The following is a 19,498-nucleotide window of genomic DNA, read 5'->3' as shown; positions in this document are numbered from 1 at the left end:
ACGTTCGCACCTGGCACGTCCGTGGTGGCAGAGCGCAACGGCCAAATCTAAAGGGCCCACGCACCGCAAGTCCTTTTCGGAGTCAGCTCGTGCGGCATCTCTCGCGAGTGAATGCACGACTGCTGACGGGGCGTGCGTTGCACGTAGAGAATATTCGGGCTGCATACGGTGGGCGATGCAGGACTCGAACCTGCGACTTCTACGGTGTAAACGTAGCGCTCTCCCAGCTGAGCTAATCGCCCATCGCCGCCGGGTCGAGCCCGGCGGCATCCCGCCCTACGACTTGGACGTTTCCGTCAGCCGTCAGTTCGATCCGAGCTCCGGGGTGCCCAGGATCACCGGCAGCCCGGTTTCCGGATTCGTGGGCACGTACACCACGCTGCCCGAGCCCATCTCGCGCAGCGCCTGGATGTACTTGTCCTGCAGCACTGCCGCGGTGAGCGACTCGTTGATCCGCCGGTTGGCCTCGGCGATACCGTTCGCCTCCTCGATCCGGCGCTGGGCCTCTTCCTTGGCCTCGTCGACCCGGAAGCGGCGTTCCTGAATCGCTTGCTCGGCGGCCAGCTTGTTCTCGATGGCCTGGGTGATCACCGCCGGCAGGGTCACGTCGCGCAACAGCACATTCTGGATGGAGACGCCGCGCGGATTGAGCAACTCGTCCAACTGGGCCTGGATGCGGCTGCTGATTTCCTCGCGAGCCGTCGTGTACAGCGCCTCGGCCGTGTATTGCGCCACCACGTCGCGAATCGCGTCCCGAATGGCCGGCCGAACAATGATTTCCTGGTAGACGCCTTCTGGACCGACGTTATTGCGCACCTCCGGCGCATTGGCGAAAGTGAGCACGAAGAGCGTCGTGATGTCGAGGCCGACCGACAACCCTTCGGAGGTCAGCGTCCGCACGGTCTGATCGGAGACTCCGACTTCCTCGGCGCGCGAGCTCATCGTGATCGACTGCGTCCGCACGCTGTAGGTGTCCAGCGTCGCCCACGGCAGCTTCAGCAGCAGGCCCTGCGGCTTTGGTACCGGGTCCACGACGCCGAACGTGTGAATCACGCCGACCTCGCCAACGCCCACGAAGCGGACGCTGAACAGCCCGATGATGATCACTGCGATCACCAAGATTACGCCTATGCCAAGGACTGAATTCCCGTATCTGCGCTGGGCCATGCGGACCTTCCTCTAGCGACGGTTGGTTGGGAGACGCGGGTTGGCGGTCGCCGGCGCGCCATCCCCGCCTTGATACCATCCACGCGGTTTGTACTCAAGGATACGTCGCACGTTGCCGATTTCCATGCCGCGCCGGTGGTCGAGGCGACGCTTGCTGACCGTCCTCGCGGCCGGAGCGGCCACTCTGGCCTGTGGCGAATCCGGAAACGGGGTGACCGACGCCGCTACCGTTTCCGCACCCGCCGAGCCGACGCCGACGCAGGCGGGCTCCGCGGTCACCGCGGGCGTGCTCACGCCTAAGGTCCTCACGCCGAGCCCATCTACGCCAGTCCCAGCCACGCCGGACCCGGCTACGCCAAGTCCCGACACCCCGGCCCCGGTCGCGCCAAGTCCGGCGGTGCCGACTCCCGATCCGAATGACCCCGACGCGGCGCTTCGCCGCCTCGATGGCTATGGCTTTCAGGCTCATATCTATAACCAGGACCGCGACCTCATTGTCAGCCGGACGCTCGACGCCGGATTCAACTGGCTCAAGCAGCAGGTGGAATGGAGCCAGACCGAGCCGATCGAAAAGGGCGGCTACGACTGGCGGGAGCTGGACAAGATTGTGACCGCCACTTCGGCCGCCGGATTGAACCTGATGCTGAGCGTCGTGCGCGCGCCCGGCTGGGCGCTCGGCGAGGGGGCGCACGGCCCTCCAGCCGATCCCAAGGACTTCGAGGACTTCATGCAGGTCATTTCGTCCCGGTATCGGGGCGCCGTGCAGGCCTATGAGCTGTGGAACGAGGCCAATCTCTCACGCGAGTGGGGCTACGGACGCATCAACGCCGGGGAGTTTGTGGAGCTGCTCCTGGCTGGCCACCGCGGAGTGCGCGCCGGCGATCCCAACGCCGTGACCATTGGAGGCGCCCTCACACCCGCCGGCGATGTCGACATTCCCGACCAGCAGGTGCAGGCCGTGGACGATGTGTCGTTCCTCCGCCGCATGTATGAGTACAACGACGGCATCGTCCGCGACGGATTCGACGCCTGGGGCATCCACCCGGGGGGATTCAACAATGCTCCGCGCCAGGAGATCGGATCTCCGCGCGGCGACGGCTGGAACGGTCATGCGAGCTTCTACTTCCAGCGCTTCACGCAGCACCGGGCGGTCATGGAGGAGTTCGGCGACGGGGCAAAGCCCATCTGGATCACCGAGTTTGGCTGGTCAACCGCCAATCAGGACCCGGCCTACGGCTACGGCGTCGACAATTCCGAGGCCGATCAGGCGGAGTTTCTCGTCGATGCCATCCGGCTCGTGCGCGAGCAATACGACTACATCACCCACGCCTTCGTGTGGAATCTCAACTTCCAATCCGTCGTGGGACCGGAAGACGAGAAATTCCCCTTCGGCGTCCTGCGCCCCGACGGCTCGCCCCGACCCTCGTATGAGGCGCTGGCTGTCATGCACAAGGGTGCCGGCTAGCCGCAGAGCGCCCGGCTACGCGAAGTAGTCCGCGTTGATCTCCGTGTAGTGCGCCCACTCCTCGGGCACGTCAAAGTCCGGGAAGATGGCCGTCACGGGACATACCGGCTCACAGGCGCCGCAGTCGATGCACTCCACGGGGTCGATGTAGAGCATGTCGGCCGCCTCATGCTCGGGCGCGTCTGGACCCGGATGAATGCAGTCGACAGGGCAAACGTCCACGCACGAGGCGTCCTTCGTACCGATGCATGGCTCGGCAATTACGTACGTCATCGACGGGGGATTCCTCCTGTGTCGGCGCAAGCGCTGTCCGACCGGTCTGCCGGCCGAAACGGTACCTCAGGGTAAACGCTTGAGGGGTCACTCACAAAAGACGCGGCCGATGCCCGACGCCTAAGCATCAGGTCGCGCCGGCCGCCTCGCTCCAGCGAATCAGCCCGGTATCGTACGGCCCGGCCAGCAGGGAATGGCGTGGAATCACGCGGACGGCAATGCCCAGGCGTCCGCTTTGGGACAGCACGGCGCGTCCCGTGAACCAGTGGGCGCCGTCTGCGTCCGCGCTTGCATGCTCGGTCACCTCGGCCCGACCGCCGATTAGCGCGCCGTCGAAGTCCACGTGCCCCACGAATACCTCGACCGTCACGTCGTCGGGACTCAGCCCCGCCAGGGCCACGCGCGCTCGCACGGGCACGATCATCCCCGCGTCGACCTGGCTGGGGCCGTCGGCGTGCACTTCCGCGATATGCACGTGAGGCCACTGCGCCACCAGATGGTCGAGCCAGTGGGCGAGCTCGGTGGCCGCACCGCCCTGGTGCTCGCGCAGGCTCCGGCCGAGCAGGTGCGCGGGACCGTAGAATGACTCGACATAATCTTGGACCATTCGGTTCGCGCTGTAGCTCGTCAGCGCCAGGGCCATCGAGCGCCGCGCCATTCGGACCCAGGCCGTCGGCGTCTCTCCCGCCCCGACGTCGTAGAACAGCGGGGCCACCGTGTGCTCGAGCAGGTCGTAGATCGCCCCAGCGTCGCTCGCGTCCCGCTGCCGTTCGTCGTCGACATCCGCCCGGCCAATCGCCCAACCCGCCTCGGGCGTGTAGGCCTCGTCCCACCAACCGTCCAGGACGCTGGCATTGAGCACGCCGTTGGCTGCCGCCTTCATCCCGCTCGTGCCGCTGGCCTCCTGCGGTGGAATCGGCAAGTTCAGCCACACGTCGCAACCCTGCACCAGGTCGCGCGCCAGTCCCATGTCGTAGTCCTCCACGAAGACCAGCCGCCCTTCGAATGCCGGGTCGCGGCTGATGGCCGTGATTTCGCGCAGCAAGTCCTTGGCCAGATCGTCGTTGGGATGGGCCTTGCCCGCAAAGATGATCTGCACCGGGCGGTGGGAGTTCCCGACGATTGCCTTGAGCCGTTCCACGTCGTGCAGCAGCAGGGTTGGGCGCTTGTAGAGCGCGAAGCGGCGCGCGAACCCAACCGTGAGCACATCGCTGTGCAGGGCGGCGGACGCCTGCGCCAACTCGTGCGCCGCGGCTCCTCGATGCTCCGCCTGCGCTCGCAGGCGTCGCCGGACGTTGGCCACCAGACGCTCGCGACGTTGCGTATGCACCCGCCAAAGCTCGTCGTCGGGAATGGCGGCCAAGCCTTCCTCGATGCCCTGCGGATCGGTGCGCTCGGCCCAATGGCGCCCCATGTAGCGCTGGAGCAGGCCGTTAAGCTCGCGAGATACCCAGGTGCGCAGATGCACTCCATTGGTCACGTGTCCGATCGGAACCTCGCCGACCGGGACGCCCGGCCACAGCCGTTCCCACATCCGACGGCTCACGGTGCCGTGAAGCGCGCTCACGCCATTGCGCCAGGCGGAACCGCGCATGGCCAGGGTGGTGATGCCAAACGGCTCGCCGTCGTTGGCGCCGTCAACCCGGCCCAGCGCCAGCGCATGCTCGACATCGATGTTCGACGCCTGCAAATAGGCGCCGGCATGACGCTTCACCTGTTCCGCCGAAAACTCGTCGTGGCCGGCCGCGACCGGCGTGTGCGTGGTGAAGACATTGGTCGCGCGCACGATCTGCATCGCCGCGGCCTCGCTGAGACCGGTCTGCGCGCGCAGCGCCTGGAAGCGCTCCAGAATGAGAAACGCGCTATGCCCCTCGTTCAAATGGGCCACGGTCGGCGTGAGATCGAGCGCGTCCAAGGCGCGCATGCCGGCGACGCCCAGCAGCAGCTCCTGCCGAATGCGAATGTCGCTGTCACCGATGTACAGCCGGGACGTCAGCTCGCGGTCCGCCGGGCTGTTCTCCGGCGTGTTGGCATCGAGCAGGATCAGCGGCACGCGACCCACGTCCATTCGCCACAGCCGAACCGCAATCTCATGCCCGTCAATCGGCACCCGAACCGTCAGCGGCTGCCCGTCGCCCGCCCGCACCGCGACCACGGGCAGGACCTCCACGTCGTTTTCCGGAAACTGCTCGCGCTGCGCGCCGGAGGGATCGATCGACTGCCGGAAGTACCCCTGGCGGTAGAGCATGCCGACGCCGACCAGCGGCACCCCGAGATCGCTGGCGGCCTTGAGCTGATCACCCGCCAGCACGCCCAGGCCGCCGGAATACAGCGGCACCGATTCCGCCACGCCGAACTCCATGGAGACGTAGGCCACCCGCAGTCCCTCGAGATGCCCGTGCACTTGCTCGAACCACGTGGGGCGGCTCAAATACTGGTCATAGGCTTCGGACACGCGGTCAAGGTCGGCGATGAAGATCGGGTCCTCGGCCAGCACTTGGAGCTGGCCCGGAGCTGCCCGGGTGAGCACGGCCACCGGATTCCCCTGCGAGGCGTGCCAGGCTTCGGCGTCGATGCGCCGAAACAGGTCCTGCGCCGCCGGCGTCCACGCCCACCACACGTTGAACGCCAGATCGCGCAAGCGCTCGAGACGCCGCGGAAGCGCCGGCCGAACGGTAAAGATACGGCTCGGGCGAACCTCAGCCGTCATGCGCCGGCCGGTTCGTGCGGGGGACAACGTCGGCGCATTGGCGCAGCGTGCGGCGAACGACGAGTGATCATGGCGCGGGGGCGTTTGCGGCGGGCGGCTACGCCGCGATTACCCACAGATTGGTGGCAACCGTGTCGTCAACCACGGCGGACTGGTCGTCCACCTGCACCACGATATGCCCGGCCGGCGTCTGCTCAACGACCTCGATCACCCGTCCGGGGACCAGTTGCTTCTCCTCGAAATAGCGCAGGAGCTCGCTGTCATCCTCCGCGGGCTCGGAGAGCCGCACCACCCGTACTTTGGACCCGACCTCGGCCGTCGACAGCTTGAACAGGTTGCCCACGTCGGTTTCCGGATAGTTGCCCGGGATGGGCAATCCGTGCGGGCACGTGGGCGGATGGCCCAGCGACTCCGAGATTCGATCCGTGAGCTCGGGCGAGATGGCGTGCTCCAAGCGGTCGGCCTCGTGGTGCACCTCGGCCCAGCCGAGCCCCAGCGTCCGGATCAGCCAGTGCTCGATCAGCCGGTGGCGCCGGGCCAGCTTCTCGGCGGTGCGCTCGCCGCCAAGCGTCAGGAACACCTCGCGTTGCGGAGCGATCCACACGTGACCGTCGCGCACCAGCCGTTCGAGCGATGCCGACACCGTTGGCGCCGATACCCCCAGGCGTTCCGCGAGTCGAGCGGCGATGACGGGCCCACCCTCGGCGCGCAACCCATAGATCGCGAGTAGATAGTCTTCAGCCGTACTTGTCAGCGCCATAGTCATGCATTCTGCCACGAGGGGAAGACAGGGCGGCGACCTGGGCGAATGGGCTAGGCCGGGCGTCCGCGGACGGCCGGCGGCGCGAAGGCCGCGCCGGGCTGCAAGTTCCGTCGTGCCACCGCCGGCGCGGCGACCTTAGTGACGGTGATGGCCACCACGGTCGTCGCGCTGTGGCTATGGCTGCCCCGTTCCCGTCAGCGCATTGCCCGACAGCCGCAGCTCGGTCAGGTTCGTCAGCCAGCCCAGCTCCGGCGGGATCGTCCCGGTCAGCTGGTTACCGCTCAGGTTGAGCGTGGTCAACGCGAACAGGCGGCCCAGCCCCGCCGGGATCGTCCCTGTCAGGCTCTTGCGGGAGAGGTTCAGCCCCGTCACCCGGCTCGGCGTGCCGCCGGTGGTGACGCCCTCCCAGTTAGAGATGACCGTGCTTGTGCTCCAGTTCACCGTGGCCGCGCCCCGCAGTCCGTCCTTGGCCGCCAGCAGCGTCTCGCAGTCCTGGACCAAGCCGCGGTTGGCGTTGGGCGTGCCCACCGCCGTGCCGTTGGCGCACCCCGACACCGGCGGCGGCTGCGCCGGCGTGAAGGTGGTTGTATCGCCATCGTCCGGCGTGATGTCGTCGTAGGCCCCCATGTCCCGGTATGCCTGCTGCAGCCCCGTGACATTGGCTATCCGCGTGGTTGCATGCGCGTCGCTCGCCGCCGCCGTGGTGATCCGGCTGGTCAAGTTGGCCAGCGTCTGCGTGTGCTCTGGGTCGCCTTCCGGTGTCCCCACCCGCACCGCGGTGACCGTGCCGTCGGCCGCCGTCGCCACGTCCCAGTGCGCCACCGCCTGCCAGGCCTCGAACGCAATCGCGTTATGCGCACCCATCGGCGCCAGGAACACGATCCGCTCCCGGCCCCCGATCTCAGCCGCCAAGGCTTCCTCCGCCGCCACCACCTTGGCTTGCAGCGACGCCTCGTAGTCCCCGCGTGCCTGCAACGGGTCCGTGCCGTACGTCCCTGCCTCGTGCTCCCGCACGTACAACTCATAGGAGCGCGCCTCGCCCCAGTTGTCGTACGCCACCGTCACCGTCGTCGGCCCCGCGCCCAGCAGATAACTGCTCACCGTGTAGTCCGCGAAGCAGGTCAGGAACAGATACTCCTCCGACAGCCCGCCCCGCGCGATCGCCAGGAAGTTCGACTTCGCCGTCTCCCGGTACTTCGGGTCGATCGTGTCCCAAGTGACCGCGAACAGGATCCCCAGATAGTCCGCAGCCGGGATCGTTTCGCTCGCGTCCAGCCGCAGCCAGAACCGGATCGCGCCCTCCCGCTGCGCCGCGGTTCGCGCGATGCCCCGCCACGCGCAGCGCACCGTGTCTGCCGCGGCCATCCCCCGCACCGCCAGGTGCACCGGCGACGCCCCCGCCAAGTGCAGACCCTCCGCCAAGAATTCCTCCACGGTCGACTCCGGTCCGCTGGTGGCGGCCGCTTCGCCGTGCCCGTGGTCATCTCGCACTCCCGCGGGCTGGCCCGTAGTCGACAAGTCCGGCGCCGTGGCGGTGACGGCCCGGGGCGTCGCGTTGCCGGCGTGCGATGTGGGGCCGGGCGCGACCGTTTGGACCGCCGACGCCACCGCGAGCGAACCGTCCGTTTCAACCGCGGATGCCGACTCAGCAGCGACCGGCGCCGACGTCGGGAACGACGGCTTTACCTCATCGATCCCATCGGCACCGCTGCAAGCCACGCTCAGCGCTATCAGGACGGCGACGAGGGTGGCCACGGGCGTTCGTCCGCTGCGTGCGCCGCCGGCGCGCATGCCCCAGACTCGCTCGTGGAGGCTCCTCACGCTGCCGGCTCGCATGTGGGAAGCCCGAGGCTCGCCGAATCCTCGACCGGTAACTCCGCCGGCGCGCAGCCGGTGAGGTCATTGCCCCCCAGCCAGACGTACTCCAGCTTGGGCAAGCGACCCAACTCCGGTGGGATGTCACCGACGAGCTTGTTGGCCTCGAGGCCGAGCAGGCGGAGGTTGACCAACTGGCCCAGCTGCGGCGGGATCGCGCCTTCGAGGTAGTTATCGCTGAGACTGAGAACTTCCAATTTGGTCAGCCGCCCGAGCGCCGGCGGAATCGGCCCTCGCAGTTCGTTCGACGCGAGTCCCAATCGACGCAGTTGCGACAGGTTGCCCAGCTTCGCCGGGATTGAGCCGGAGAAGGAATTGAAGGCGAGGTCCAAGGTGCGCAAGGACGTCAGGTCGCCCAGCGCCGGCGACAACGTCCCGCGCAAATCCTGGGACCGCAGGCTAAGGCTCGTGACCCGCGGCGGCGTGCCCGTGATCGTCACTCCCAGCCATTGGGCCATCGGCGCTCCCGGACTCCAATTCGGCTTTTGGCCGCTCTCGCCGAACAACGCGTCGCGCAGACCCAGCAGGACCTGGCAATCGCGCACCAAGCCGGCGCTCCCGGCGGGATCCGGCACCAGCGTCCCGTCGGCGCACTTAGTCTGGCTGGCCACCACGTCTGGTTCCTGCGCGCCCTCCGCAACCAGGTCGCCTCCCGCGCCTACCAAGGCCAGCACCTTCAGACCCGTGCCGTCAGGAGCCACCGTCCCCACGATCTGGGGTGCCTCTCGTAGCTTGATCTCCCCGCCGCCGGTCATCGCGATGCGCGAGCCATCGGGCGACCACGCCGCAGCCCGCACGCCCTGGAATGCTCTCTTGGGCCGAATTCCAGGTTCGATCCCTACCTCGGTGCTCCGGCCAGACTCCACGTTGACGACAATCGCCGTGTACCGAGCGTTGGACCGGACGAGAATCTGCGTGCCGTCAGGCGACCAGGCCACCGTGTCGATCCAGGCCTCTGCCGGATTCTCACCCTCCAGCGCTTGCCAGTTGCCCCCACGCCACTCTTCGATGCCAATCAACCGCCGCGCCCCCGTACCGTCTAGACCAATGACGTATAGCCCCACCCCGCCTTCTTCCGCCTTCGCGATCGCCAGCCGCCGGCCGTCCGGCGACCACGAGGGCCCGCTCACCACGTTGGCCGCCAGTCGCAGCGGCTCGGCGCCGTCGGCCCCGACCACATACAACTGCCGTCTGGTACTCCTCGTCGTGGGGCCAAATGCCGACTCTTCTTTGCCATATCGCACGACGGCCAAATGCCGGCCATCGGGCGACCAGGCGGGCGGCTGGTGCAGCACCGCGAAGTCCTCGTCCAGCACCGGTCGAATGTCGGTGCCATCGGCCGCCATCGTGTACAGGCCCACCCACGAGGCGTCGGAATTGCTCCGAATGCGCCGGCTAGGCGGCGCCGGGTGCTGGTCTGCCAACGCGGCATCAAGTTCACTAGCGACCAGCTCGGCATCGGATACGTAGGCAATGCGCCGCCCATCCGGCGACCAAGCGGAATAGTGATCCACGCCCCGGTTCGCCGTGAGCCGCTCCACATTCCCGCCATCGACCGTGATCCGCACCAGCTCGAACGTTCCCCCGCCGGCATCCAGCAACACTCGACCATCCGGCATGGTGAACTCCGCTGGTGGGTAGCGGCAGCTCGCGTACACCAGGTGGCTCCCGTCCGGCGCCACCGAGAACGCCGTCGCCGGTGCCGTTGCCCTGAGAGGGTCCGATTCTGGCGGCGCGCCGGTGGCGATCAGCCAGAGGCGCGACCCATCCGCCGTGACGCCGTAGAGGTCCCAGCCATACGTGAAATACACCGTCGACCCGTCGGGACTCCAGGCCACCACGTCATAGTCATATCGCGGGCCCCAACCGAATCGCCCGTCACACTCCTGAAAGGTGAGCTGGCCGTGAGTGGTCAAAGCCGTGGTTGCTCTGTGTACATGCACAGGGACGTCTGTTTTCACTATTTCTATGAACTGGGGCTCTTCGGTTCCGTCGGGACCACATCCAATCGCTAGCGCTGCCACAAGCACCGCCGGTAAGGCGACCCGCGCCAGCGCCCCGGAGCCACGCCTGCTAATCCCGTGACTCACCACGCCACCGTCACCGCGCCTCATTCGGTGAGTACAAGGCCAAGATTTCCAATGAATGAGGTGCACCGTCAGGCTCTCAAGGATTGAGGTTCACGACACTGTCGTCCTAGTCAACAGATGCCCAATGTGGTGGCGTCGGCGGCATCGCATCCCGTCCGAGCGGCCACGATATCGCCGTCGAGTCACCGGTTCCGGATTCCCGGAACTGTTCGCGACCGTTCGTCTATGCCGCCCGCCAGGCAAGGCGTTGGATGCTCGCAGGTAAGTCTCAGGCGCCATCGCGGCATCTGTTTCTCGGCACTCCTACCAAACAATACGCGCGAGGCAGCCGAATCGTTCCATGGTCGATTCAAGCGCCAGCCGGATTGCACCGCACAGTCTGGGCGCGCCGCCCTTCCGCGATCTGTCGTGAGACGTCAGCTGGACTCGCCAATCAATGGGAGCACCGGGCGACGGGTGTCGATCCGGTCGGTCAGGCAGCTACGGGCTATCGAAGACCCATGCAACATCCGGTCAGACTAAGGATGGCCGTGCAAATCCCACCCGCCACCAGATTCAGCGACGGGTGGATTCCCGCCTTCGCGGGAATGACGAAGGGTCTACGCAAAAGTCTCCTATAGCGGAGGCGCGGTCGGCGACAGCCCCAACCCGACCCGCCTAGTGATGGTGATGATGGTCGCCGTGCCAGCCGCGGGCGATGGCGTCGATGACCTTGCCGCCTTTGACGACCTTGACGGGCACCAGGCGGCGCTCGCCGATGCGAGTTTGGCCGTGGGCGTCCTCGAAGCTGTGGGCGCCGATCTCCTCGCGGAACAGCGCGGCGTCCGCGTGGGCGCCGACGGCCAGGGTGCCGATCTGGCCTTGCATGCCCAGGATCTCGGCCGGGGTGACGGTGCAGCGGCGCAGGGCGTCGGGCAGATCCAGGCCCAGGTGCAGGAATTTGCTGAGGGTGGTGGCCAGATCGAAGACCGGACCGTCGAAATTGTAGGCGTGCAGATCGCTGCTGATGGTGCTTGGGACGAGATCCTGCGCCATCGCCGACTCGGCCACGCTCCAGGAGAAGCTGCCCTGGCCGTGCCCCACGTCGAGGTGGACGCCGCGGTTTACGGCGTCGCGGACCGGGGCGCGCACGCGGCCGTCATCGTCCAGGATGCCCTCGTCCAACCCGTGATAGCAGTGGGTCAACAGGTCGCCGGCCTTCATCTCGCGGAGGATGTCGTCCAGCGTGCAGACGGGCGCGTTGGGATGAATCATGATGGGCAGCCCCACCGCGTCCGCCGCCTCGCGGGCCCGGTGCAGGGCGGGCAGGGCGTTGTTTCCCGCCAGGTTCTCGCTGAGCCGGGCCTTGACGCCGACGATCACGTCGCGGTGGCGCTCGCAGACCTCGATGGCCTTCTTCGGGTCTATGAGACGGATGTCCTCCAGCTCGCCCACCACCGGCGAGACCATGCCCGTCGCCGAGATGTTGAGGCAGGCCTTGAGGCGCGTTTCCGAAACCTCGATCACGTAGCGCCGCAGGCCCTCGAAGGTGTCGGCGCCGGCCGATCCGGCGTCGATGGCCGTGGTGACGCCGCTCGGAAGGACGTAGGTGTCAGCGTCGATGCCGTAGTGGCTCACGCCGTCGTAGACGTGGACGTGGACGTCGACGAGGCCGGGCGTGACCAGGAGGCCGGAGGCGTCGAGGACGTGCTCGGCCTGCGCGGGATCGATGCGCTCGGCGACCGCGCGCACGCGGCCGCCCGCGATCGCCACGTCGCGCGGGTGGTTGAGGCCCTGCGCCGGGTCGACGACGGTGCCGCCGGAGATCAGGAGGTCGTACACGGCCAGGCCCTCCGCTGACGAGAGACGCAATGGTAGCCGTCGCGGATGGGTGGCGTTCGGCAATTGGTCTACAGCCCGCGCGCCCAAGCCCGGACCCCCTCACCCTAACCCTCTCCCTCAGGGAGAGGGGACTGGACCGCCGTTCAGCCGCCGCTGGATTCCCGCCTCCGGAGACTCTTGCAGAATCCAGCCGGACTTGGCGATGACCGGGCGCATCCTGTCCGCCCCCGGGATCAATGAAGGGTGGATTCCCGCCTCCGGAGACTCTTGCAGAATCCAGCCGGACTTGGCGATGACCGGGCGCATCCTGTCCGCCCCCGGGATCAATGAAGGGTGGATTCCCGCCTTCGCGGGAATGACGGAGGGGTTGCGCAAGGGTCTCGCAACTGAGAGCACTTAGGGACAGTCGGAGAGGGGGTACGGACTCTGTTCCAGCGTCCGACAAGGGAGTACGAAATGGGCTTGTTGGACGGCCAATCGCCATTCCGCCGTGTACCCTCGGGAACCGAGTCACTGACAGAGAGAAACGCTCATGGGAATCCAGCGCATCAACCCGGACAGCATGTCCGCGCCGATTGCTCCTTACACGCTCGTGGTTCGCAAGAACAACATCGTGACGACCGCCGGCATGTTGGGCCTCGACGCCGACGGCAAGCTGGTGGGCGACGACATCACCTCGCAGACGCGGCAGACGCTCGAGAACGTCAAGACCGCGCTGGAAGCCGCCGGGGCGACGCTCGAAGACGTGGTGAAGGTGACGGTGTTCATCACCGACATCGCCAACTTCTCCGGCATGAACGAGGTCTACATCGAGTACTTCGGCGACCTCAAGCCCGCGCGCTCGACCGTGGGCGTGGAGCTGGCGCTCCCGGGCGGCCTGGTGGAGATCGAGGCGACGGCGGTGCTCGACTAGCGGACGAGACCTAGCCGCGCCGCCCGAATCGCTCGGTTAGGCGCGCCGCCGGACCGGCGACGAGCGGCGCCAGACGACGGCGGAAGCGGAGCACGACGAGCACCGCGAGAAGGCCGCCGACCGCGGCGCCCACGATGACCGCCAGCGTCGGGTCCTCCAGCAGGGTCGTCACGAGGTGCTCGACCGTGTCGCCGAAGGCCCAGCCGATGCCCATGTAGAGCAGGGCCCAGAGCGAGATTCCGGCGGCCGCGGCGGGCACGAAGCGGCGGAAGTCGCCGCGCGCAACCCCGGCCACGACGGGAATGATGATGCGCACGGCCGGCACGACGCGGCCGATCACGACCACCGGGAAGGCGCGTCGCGCGAACCAGCGTTCGAGGCGCTCCAGGTGCGTGGGGCGAATCCGCAGGATGCGTCCGTAGCGATCGAGCAGGGGGCGGCCGATGCCGCGCGCAATCCAATACTGCACGCTCACGCCGGCCGTGGCGGACGCCACCACGGTGCCCATCACCGCCCACGGGTTCGCCTCGCCGCGGTAGACCTGAAACCCCATCGTGACCACGACCACCTCGGCCGAGATCGGCAGCGGCACGCCGGCGCCCTCGAGACCGACGGCGAGGGCGAGCGCAAGGTATTGGTGATCTTCGAGCAAGGCCAGCAGCAGCTGTCCCTGCTCGGCTACCCACTCGGCCATCGACATCGCACCGTGCGCGGTCCCGCCGTCCACGGTAGCAACGAGCGCGCAGGCGGTGGTCGACGCTCCCGGTCAATTGCCGCCGCGTTGACGCTATGTCCGCCGCTGGCCGACAATCGCGGCTCAACGCGCGCCCGCACTGTCCGGATACGGGACGGAGGTTGCGATGGACGTCGGACTGTTCGCCATGCCCCTGCACCCTCCGGGGTCGAACGTCACCGAGACGCTCGAAAACGACCTCGACATGCTCATCACGCTCGAAAAGTTGGGCTATAGCGAGGCGTGGATCGGGGAGCACTTCACGACGCAGTGGGAGAACATCCCCGCGCCCGACATTTTCATTGCGCACGCGCTGGCAAAAACCGAGCGCATGAAGTTCGGGACGGGCGTGACCTGCATGCCCAACCACAACCCATTCATGATCGCCCACCGGATCGCCCAGCTCGACCACATGGCCAAGGGCCGTTTCATGTGGGGCGTGGGCTCCGGCGGATTTCCCGGCGACTTCGAGGTGTTCGGCTTCGACCCGAAGACAGGCGAGCACCGGGCCATGACGCGCGAAGCCATCGAAACGGTGCTCATGCTCTGGAACGACCCGAAGCCGGGACGCTACCGAACGGCCTTCTGGGACTTCAACATTCCCGAGCCGGACGATCTGATCGGCCTGCGGGTGCACATGGAGCCCTACCAGAAGCCGCATCCGCCGATCGGGGTAGCCGGAGTGTCGGAGAACTCCGGCACGCTGACGCTGGCGGGCGCGCGTGGGTGGATTCCGATGAGCATCAACCTGGTGCCGACGCGCGTGGTCAAGACGCACTGGGAATCGGTGGAGGAGGGCGCGCGGGAGGCCGGCCGAACGCCCGACCGCTCGCAATGGCGCATCGCGCGCGAGGTCTATATCGCCGAAACCACCGAGAAGGCGCGGAAAGAAGCCCTGGAAGGCACGCTGGCCCGCGACTTCCGTCACTACTTCCTGCACATCATGCCGAAGGTGCGCATGCTCGACGCGATGAAGATCGACACGGACATGCCGGACTCCGACGTGACGGTCGAGTACCTGGTGGACAACGTCTTCATCGTGGGCAGCCCGGACGACGTCACCGCCAAGCTGCAGAAGCTCTACGACGACGTGGGTGGGTTCGGCGTGCTGCTGGCCATGGCGCACGAGTGGCAGCCGCGCGACCAGTGGGTGCAGTCGATGACGCTGCTGGTGGACGAGGTGATGCCGAGGTTGAACGGGGCGAGCTAGCGGGGACCGACTGCTCGCCGGCTAGGCTTTGGCGGTCGCCACCGGGAATTCGTCCCATGTGCGGCCGTCGAGCACGCGTCCCGTGCGGTGCTTGTTCACACCTCCCCACTGCTTGAAGAAGAATGGGACGGATTCGGCCACGCACTGATTGCGAATCGCGCGCGCCCACTGCGGGTCCATCGGTCGGGCGCCCGGTCCGCTTTCGCCGCCCACGATGACCCAGTCGATGCCGTCCAAGTCCAGCGTCTGAACGGGACCGACAAGCGGCTCGACCGACAAGAAGCGCACCGCGGCAGGCACCCGACGCAAGTGGTCCGCGCGCCACGCATATTCCTGCGATTCAACCGAGACGCCTAGCCACACATTGGGCGGCCATCTGAGGTCCCCCGCGACCTTGGGGAGCCGCCGAGCGCGCTTGGTGAGAACCTGGAACTCGTGCCAGTGTGCGGCCGCCATGGTGTCGAAAACCGCCCGCACAAATTCCGGCGGAACCGCGTCGTGAAACAGATCGCTCATGCTGTTTACAAAGATGCGACGCGGCTGCCGCCACTTCAGCGGCTCGGACACCTTGTCCCAATGCAGCGTCACGTCGAACCCATTCGTGTAGCGAGGATTCCCCATCGCCTTCAGCCGCTTCGCCATCCGCTCGGCGTAACAGTGGTCACAGCCGGGACTCATGCGGGTGCAGCCCGTCACGGGATTCCAGGTGGCGTCGGTCCACTCGATGCGGCTCGCGCTACTCATCAGTACTCGCCGGTGGCATCCCAGGGAACTGGCCCTGCCCCACGTGCACTTTCCCAAATGCGTCCGTCATGATCCCGCGAGCAGCAGGGTGGTCACTTGCAAAGATAAGGTGATAGGCGCGCTGACCGCGCGTCACCATGTCGCGGCGCACTTCTTGATCAAGCACGTGCGAGTATCCGACGTCATCGCGAAGTCGCTTCTTGTAGAGGTCCACAGCAGCTTGGATCGTCCCCCATGATTCCAAGCGACCCGCCCTGCGGCTCTCGACGATATCGCGCCAAGCACCGGTACCAAAGTAGCTGTCAAGGCGATCTTGGTTCGCTGGCGCAATTCGCTGCTTAGTCCAGAAGAGTCTCAGAACTCCGTCGGTGAAGTTGATGAGCTGTTCGGGCTTGCGTTTGCGCCTTCCCTGATTGGCCCTTGCGACGGCTTCGACGGTCGACCACTTGAGTTCCATACTCTCCGGATCCTGAAGCACGAACACAGGAGTCCGTGGTCGAATGTTGGCGAGGATACGTGGAGCGACAGTGTTGGCGTCTCCCGGATGTGTTTGGAGTCGGCCACCGATGCCGCGATCCGTCGCACGCTGTCTGAGCGCATCGACATTGGCCTGCTCAAACTCAATGGCGTGGACAACAGACGCCCCACTTCGAAGTCCAATCAGCGCAGATCCTTCGAAGAACCTTTGGGTGTCGCGAACCTGCACGAGGCCAGAACCAGCGAACGTATCCACAAACGTCCATCCGCCAAACCATTTCGTGCGTGTGCACGCGATATTGAACGCTTCGAGGTAGTAGCGCACGGTCGCAAGCTTCTGCAGAGTGTGCTGTCGGTAGTCCGAGACCGGCAGGCCGTCACCGCTGGTCTCAACTAGATGCGAGAACTCGCCCACGCTGGCTCCTATCGCTTGTTCGTATTTTGTACGGTACCACCGTGGCGCTTCCGAATCCATCGAGGAATCTGCGCCCTGCTACTCCACGATGACGTGCACTGCCTCCGGCGGGATGTGGATGCGCCAGTCGCGGTGGGCGGGGACGTTGAGCACCTGGTAGGGATGCGCCGGGACGTCGATCTCCAGGGTTGGCGCACCTGACGCGGCGTCGTCGACTCGCACGACCAGCGTGTGCGAGAAGCCAAACGCGGCCTCGTCGATGATGGTGACTTGGAAGCGGTTCTCGCGCTCGGTCGAGGGCCGGTCGGGCCGCTCCAGGATGATCTGCTCGGCGCGGACGGCGAGCTGGACATGATCGGTTGCGGGGCGGGATTCGACCATTGCCGCGACCATGCCGAGCCCGGTCGCGACGTGGACGCGGTCGCCGTTAGTGCCCACGACCCGGCCCGGCAGGACGTTCTGCACGCCGAGCAGCTCCGCGGCGCGCGCCGTGGCGGGGCGGTGGAAGACCTCGTCGCGGGGTCCCGCTTGCAGCACGCGTCCGCGATCGATGACCGCCAGCCGGTCTCCCACGTTGTAGGCCTCGGTGAGGTCGTGGGTGACCATGACCACGCTCAGGTCTAGGCGCTGGGCGAGCTGCCGGAGTTCCCGCCGCATGGTGCGGCGGTTGCTCGAGTCAACGGCGGCGAACGGCTCGTCCAAGAGCAGCACCCGCGGCTCGCGCACCAGCGCGCGCGCCAAGGCCACGCGCTGGGCCTGGCCGCCCGAGATGCGCGCGGGACGACGCCGGAGCAGGTCGTCCACGCCGAACATGCGCGCGAAGCTCTCCACTCGCTCGCGCCGCTCGGAACGGCGGACATGTCCGAGGCCGTAGGCGATGTTCTGCGCCACGGTCAGATGCGGAAAGAGCGCGTAGCTCTGCACCAGGTAGCCGAGGTCGCGCCGTTGCGGCGGCACGTTGACGCCGTTCGCGCTGTCGAACATGACCCGGTCGTGCAGCGTGATTCGACCCTGTCGGGGAGTCAGCAGACCTGCGATGGCCTCCAGGGTCAGCGTCTTGCCCGCGCCCGAGTGCCCATAGAGCACCGTGATCTCGCGATCCACCGCGAGCTCGACCGCGAGGTCGAAGCTGCCGACGGTAGTGCGGATGTCGGCCCGAATCACAGGACCCGTCCTCCGAGCCGCGCCAGTCCCTTGAAGACCAGCAGCCCGGCGAAGGCCAGGGCGATGAGGACAATGGCGATGGCCAGCGCCGCGTCCACGTCAGTCTCAATCGCTTCGAGAATGGCCAGCGGCATTGTCTGGGTGCGGCCAAAGACATTGCCGGCAAACATGATCGTGGCGCCGAACTCGCCCAGGGCGCGCGCCCAGCACATCACCGCGCCGCCGATCAGCGACGGCAGCGCCAAGGGCACCGTTACTCGCCTGAACGTGCGCCATCCGCCTGCGCCAAGCGTTGCCGAGACGGATTCGAGCCGGCGGTCGACACTCTCGAATCCGGCACGCGCGGCGCGAATGTAGAACGGAACGGCGACGAAAAGTTGCGCCAGGACCACCGCCCCGGTGGTGAACGCCACGTCCACGCCGGCGGCGTCCAGCGGGCCGCCGATGACTCCATGGCGACCAAGCGCCACGAGCAGCGCCAGCCCGCCGACGACCGGCGGCAGCACCACCGGCAGATCGATCAGAGTGTCGACGATGCTTCGCCCGGGGAAGGGATGACGCGCGAGCAGATAGGCGGCCGGCGTCCCCAGCACCACGGCCACGGCGACGGCAATGGCCGAGGTGGCCAGCGACAGCAAGAGGGCAGTGGTGGCCACCGGGCTGCGCAGCGCCGCGAGCACGTCGCCCTGGATGAACCCGCGGGCGATCAATGCCCCCACGGGGATGCCGATAAAGGCAACGAGGATCGCGGCGGACGCGGCAAGGGCAAGCCTGCTCCACGTGAGGGACTGGGCGCGCCGCATTTCGGAGATTCCTCGGCGAGTTTCAGCCGGCGGGCCGAAAGCCGTGCGACGTAAGCATGCGCTGGCCGGCGGGTGAATGCACGAAGTCGGCAAAGGCCGTCGCGGCCTCTCGGCCGGCTCCGCGCTTCGTCAGCGCAATCGGATAGGGCGCCGCGATCACCGCATCCGGAGGGAGCGGAATCTCGACCAGCGCGCCGTCGGACGCGAGGACATCGGTGCGATAGACGAACCCGGCATCCACCACGCCCAACTCCAGCTTCGCCGCCACGTGGCGAACGTTTGTCTCGAATGAGACCACATTGTCGAGGACGGCTCCCACGAAATCGTCGCGTCCAATCGCCCCGGCATAGCGTTCCAACGCCGCGCGGGCATACCGTCCGACCGGTACGTCCGCAATGCCCATGACGAGGCGCACGTCCGGCGCGGCCACGTCGGTCAGCTGCGCAATCCCACGTGAATTGCCTGCCGGCACGGCGAGCACCAGCGCGTTCTCGGCGAAGGTGCGCGGCAGGGCCGCCAGCAGTCCGGCCGCCTCCAATTGCCGTGCGTGGACGTCGTCCGCCGAGGCGAAGACATCGGCCGGAGCCCCGCGTTCGATCTGCGCCCGCAGCACCTGCGAGCCCGCGAAGTTGAGCACCACTCGCGCGTCTGATCGAGTTTCCTCGAACTTCCGGGCAATTTCGGAAAACGCATCCCGGAGGGAGGCCGCGGCATAGACGGTGATCTCGTCGTCATTAACCGGGCCGCAGGCACCTGTCAGCAGCGCTACCGCGAGCCCGACCATAGCCGCGGCACGCCGTGCACTCAGAGAAACCGGCACACGGCGCCAATGCGTCGTCACAAGCTCGTCCACCCACTCCGCGCAGTCGAGGCCA

General features: G+C 67.0%; 16 protein-coding genes and 1 tRNA gene. 3 read left to right on the top strand and 14 right to left on the bottom strand.

What is annotated here, in order from left to right; all coding sequences use genetic code 11:
• Positions 1–169: 169 nt before the first annotated feature.
• Both OXG79_11295 and OXG79_11290 read right to left on the bottom strand, forming a co-directional pair.
• Positions 170–242: transfer RNA gene (locus tag OXG79_11295), tRNA-Val, on the bottom strand.
• A gap of 61 nt (positions 243–303) precedes the next feature.
• Entirely contained in the window at positions 304–1,116 is an 813-nt protein-coding gene (locus OXG79_11290; GenBank protein ID MCY3784357.1) for a prohibitin family protein, read from the bottom strand.
• 202 nt (positions 1,117–1,318) lie between these two features.
• On the opposite strand from OXG79_11290, the gene OXG79_11285 reads away from it, so the two are divergent.
• Positions 1,319–2,632 (top strand): hypothetical protein, encoded by a 1,314-nt coding sequence (locus OXG79_11285; protein ID MCY3784356.1) that lies wholly within the window; start codon positions 1,319–1,321, stop codon positions 2,630–2,632.
• Positions 2,633–2,647: 15 nt separating this feature from the next.
• On the opposite strand, the gene OXG79_11280 is transcribed toward OXG79_11285, so the two are convergent.
• The 6 genes from OXG79_11280 to OXG79_11255 all read right to left on the bottom strand — a co-directional run bounded on the left by OXG79_11280 (position 2,648) and on the right by OXG79_11255 (position 12,164).
• On the bottom strand, positions 2,648–2,905 hold the full coding sequence (locus tag OXG79_11280) for a ferredoxin family protein (GenBank protein ID MCY3784355.1): 258 nt from the start codon (positions 2,903–2,905) through the stop codon (positions 2,648–2,650).
• Positions 2,906–3,032: 127 nt separating this feature from the next.
• On the bottom strand, positions 3,033–5,615 hold the full coding sequence (gene glgP / locus OXG79_11275; GenBank protein MCY3784354.1) for an alpha-glucan family phosphorylase: 2,583 nt from the start codon (positions 5,613–5,615) through the stop codon (positions 3,033–3,035).
• A gap of 97 nt (positions 5,616–5,712) precedes the next feature.
• Positions 5,713–6,375, bottom strand: coding sequence for a metal-dependent transcriptional regulator (locus OXG79_11270; GenBank protein ID MCY3784353.1), 663 nt, complete (start codon positions 6,373–6,375; stop codon positions 5,713–5,715).
• 177 nt (positions 6,376–6,552) lie between these two features.
• Positions 6,553–8,133, bottom strand: a complete 1,581-nt coding sequence (locus tag OXG79_11265) for a leucine-rich repeat domain-containing protein (GenBank protein MCY3784352.1) — start codon at positions 8,131–8,133, stop codon at positions 6,553–6,555.
• Positions 8,134–8,195: 62 nt separating this feature from the next.
• Complete coding sequence (locus OXG79_11260; protein MCY3784351.1) at positions 8,196–10,169, bottom strand: hypothetical protein; 1,974 nt, start codon at positions 10,167–10,169, stop codon at positions 8,196–8,198.
• An 831-nt stretch (positions 10,170–11,000) separates the two neighbouring features.
• Positions 11,001–12,164: an amidohydrolase/deacetylase family metallohydrolase gene (locus OXG79_11255; protein ID MCY3784350.1), complete on the bottom strand. Its 1,164-nt coding sequence runs from the start codon at positions 12,162–12,164 to the stop codon at positions 11,001–11,003.
• 532 nt (positions 12,165–12,696) lie between these two features.
• Between OXG79_11255 and OXG79_11250 the strand changes: the two genes are divergently transcribed.
• Positions 12,697–13,077 (top strand): RidA family protein, encoded by a 381-nt coding sequence (locus tag OXG79_11250; GenBank protein ID MCY3784349.1) that lies wholly within the window; start codon positions 12,697–12,699, stop codon positions 13,075–13,077.
• A 10-nt stretch (positions 13,078–13,087) separates the two neighbouring features.
• Here OXG79_11250 and OXG79_11245 read toward each other — a convergent pair whose 3' ends face one another.
• Positions 13,088–13,771 (bottom strand): DedA family protein, encoded by a 684-nt coding sequence (locus OXG79_11245; protein ID MCY3784348.1) that lies wholly within the window; start codon positions 13,769–13,771, stop codon positions 13,088–13,090.
• A 166-nt stretch (positions 13,772–13,937) separates the two neighbouring features.
• Between OXG79_11245 and OXG79_11240 the strand changes: the two genes are divergently transcribed.
• Complete coding sequence (locus OXG79_11240; protein MCY3784347.1) at positions 13,938–15,020, top strand: LLM class flavin-dependent oxidoreductase; 1,083 nt, start codon at positions 13,938–13,940, stop codon at positions 15,018–15,020.
• A 21-nt stretch (positions 15,021–15,041) separates the two neighbouring features.
• On the opposite strand, the gene OXG79_11235 is transcribed toward OXG79_11240, so the two are convergent.
• The 5 genes from OXG79_11235 to modA form a co-directional block, all read right to left on the bottom strand.
• Complete coding sequence (locus OXG79_11235; GenBank protein MCY3784346.1) at positions 15,042–15,764, bottom strand: phage Gp37/Gp68 family protein; 723 nt, start codon at positions 15,762–15,764, stop codon at positions 15,042–15,044.
• Positions 15,757–16,656, bottom strand: a complete 900-nt coding sequence (gene tcmP / locus OXG79_11230; protein MCY3784345.1) for a three-Cys-motif partner protein TcmP — start codon at positions 16,654–16,656, stop codon at positions 15,757–15,759. The genes OXG79_11235 and tcmP overlap by 8 nt, the downstream gene beginning before the upstream one ends.
• A gap of 78 nt (positions 16,657–16,734) precedes the next feature.
• A complete protein-coding gene (locus OXG79_11225) occupies positions 16,735–17,820 on the bottom strand; it encodes an ABC transporter ATP-binding protein (protein ID MCY3784344.1) in 1,086 nt (361 codons plus the stop codon).
• The gene (locus tag OXG79_11220; GenBank protein MCY3784343.1) at positions 17,817–18,623 is read right to left on the bottom strand and encodes an ABC transporter permease; all 807 of its coding nucleotides are present in this window, start codon (positions 18,621–18,623) and stop codon (positions 17,817–17,819) included. Before OXG79_11220 ends, OXG79_11225 begins: the two co-directional genes overlap by 4 nt.
• Before the next feature lie 22 nt (positions 18,624–18,645).
• Positions 18,646–19,407 (bottom strand): molybdate ABC transporter substrate-binding protein, encoded by a 762-nt coding sequence (modA, locus tag OXG79_11215; GenBank protein MCY3784342.1) that lies wholly within the window; start codon positions 19,405–19,407, stop codon positions 18,646–18,648.
• Between the last annotated feature and the right edge of the window lie 91 nt (positions 19,408–19,498).

This window comes from Chloroflexota bacterium (genome assembly GCA_026706485.1).
Lineage (GTDB): Bacteria > Chloroflexota > UBA11872 > UBA11872 > UBA11872 > JAJECS01.
This window is presented reverse-complemented; position numbering and strand designations above follow the sequence as displayed.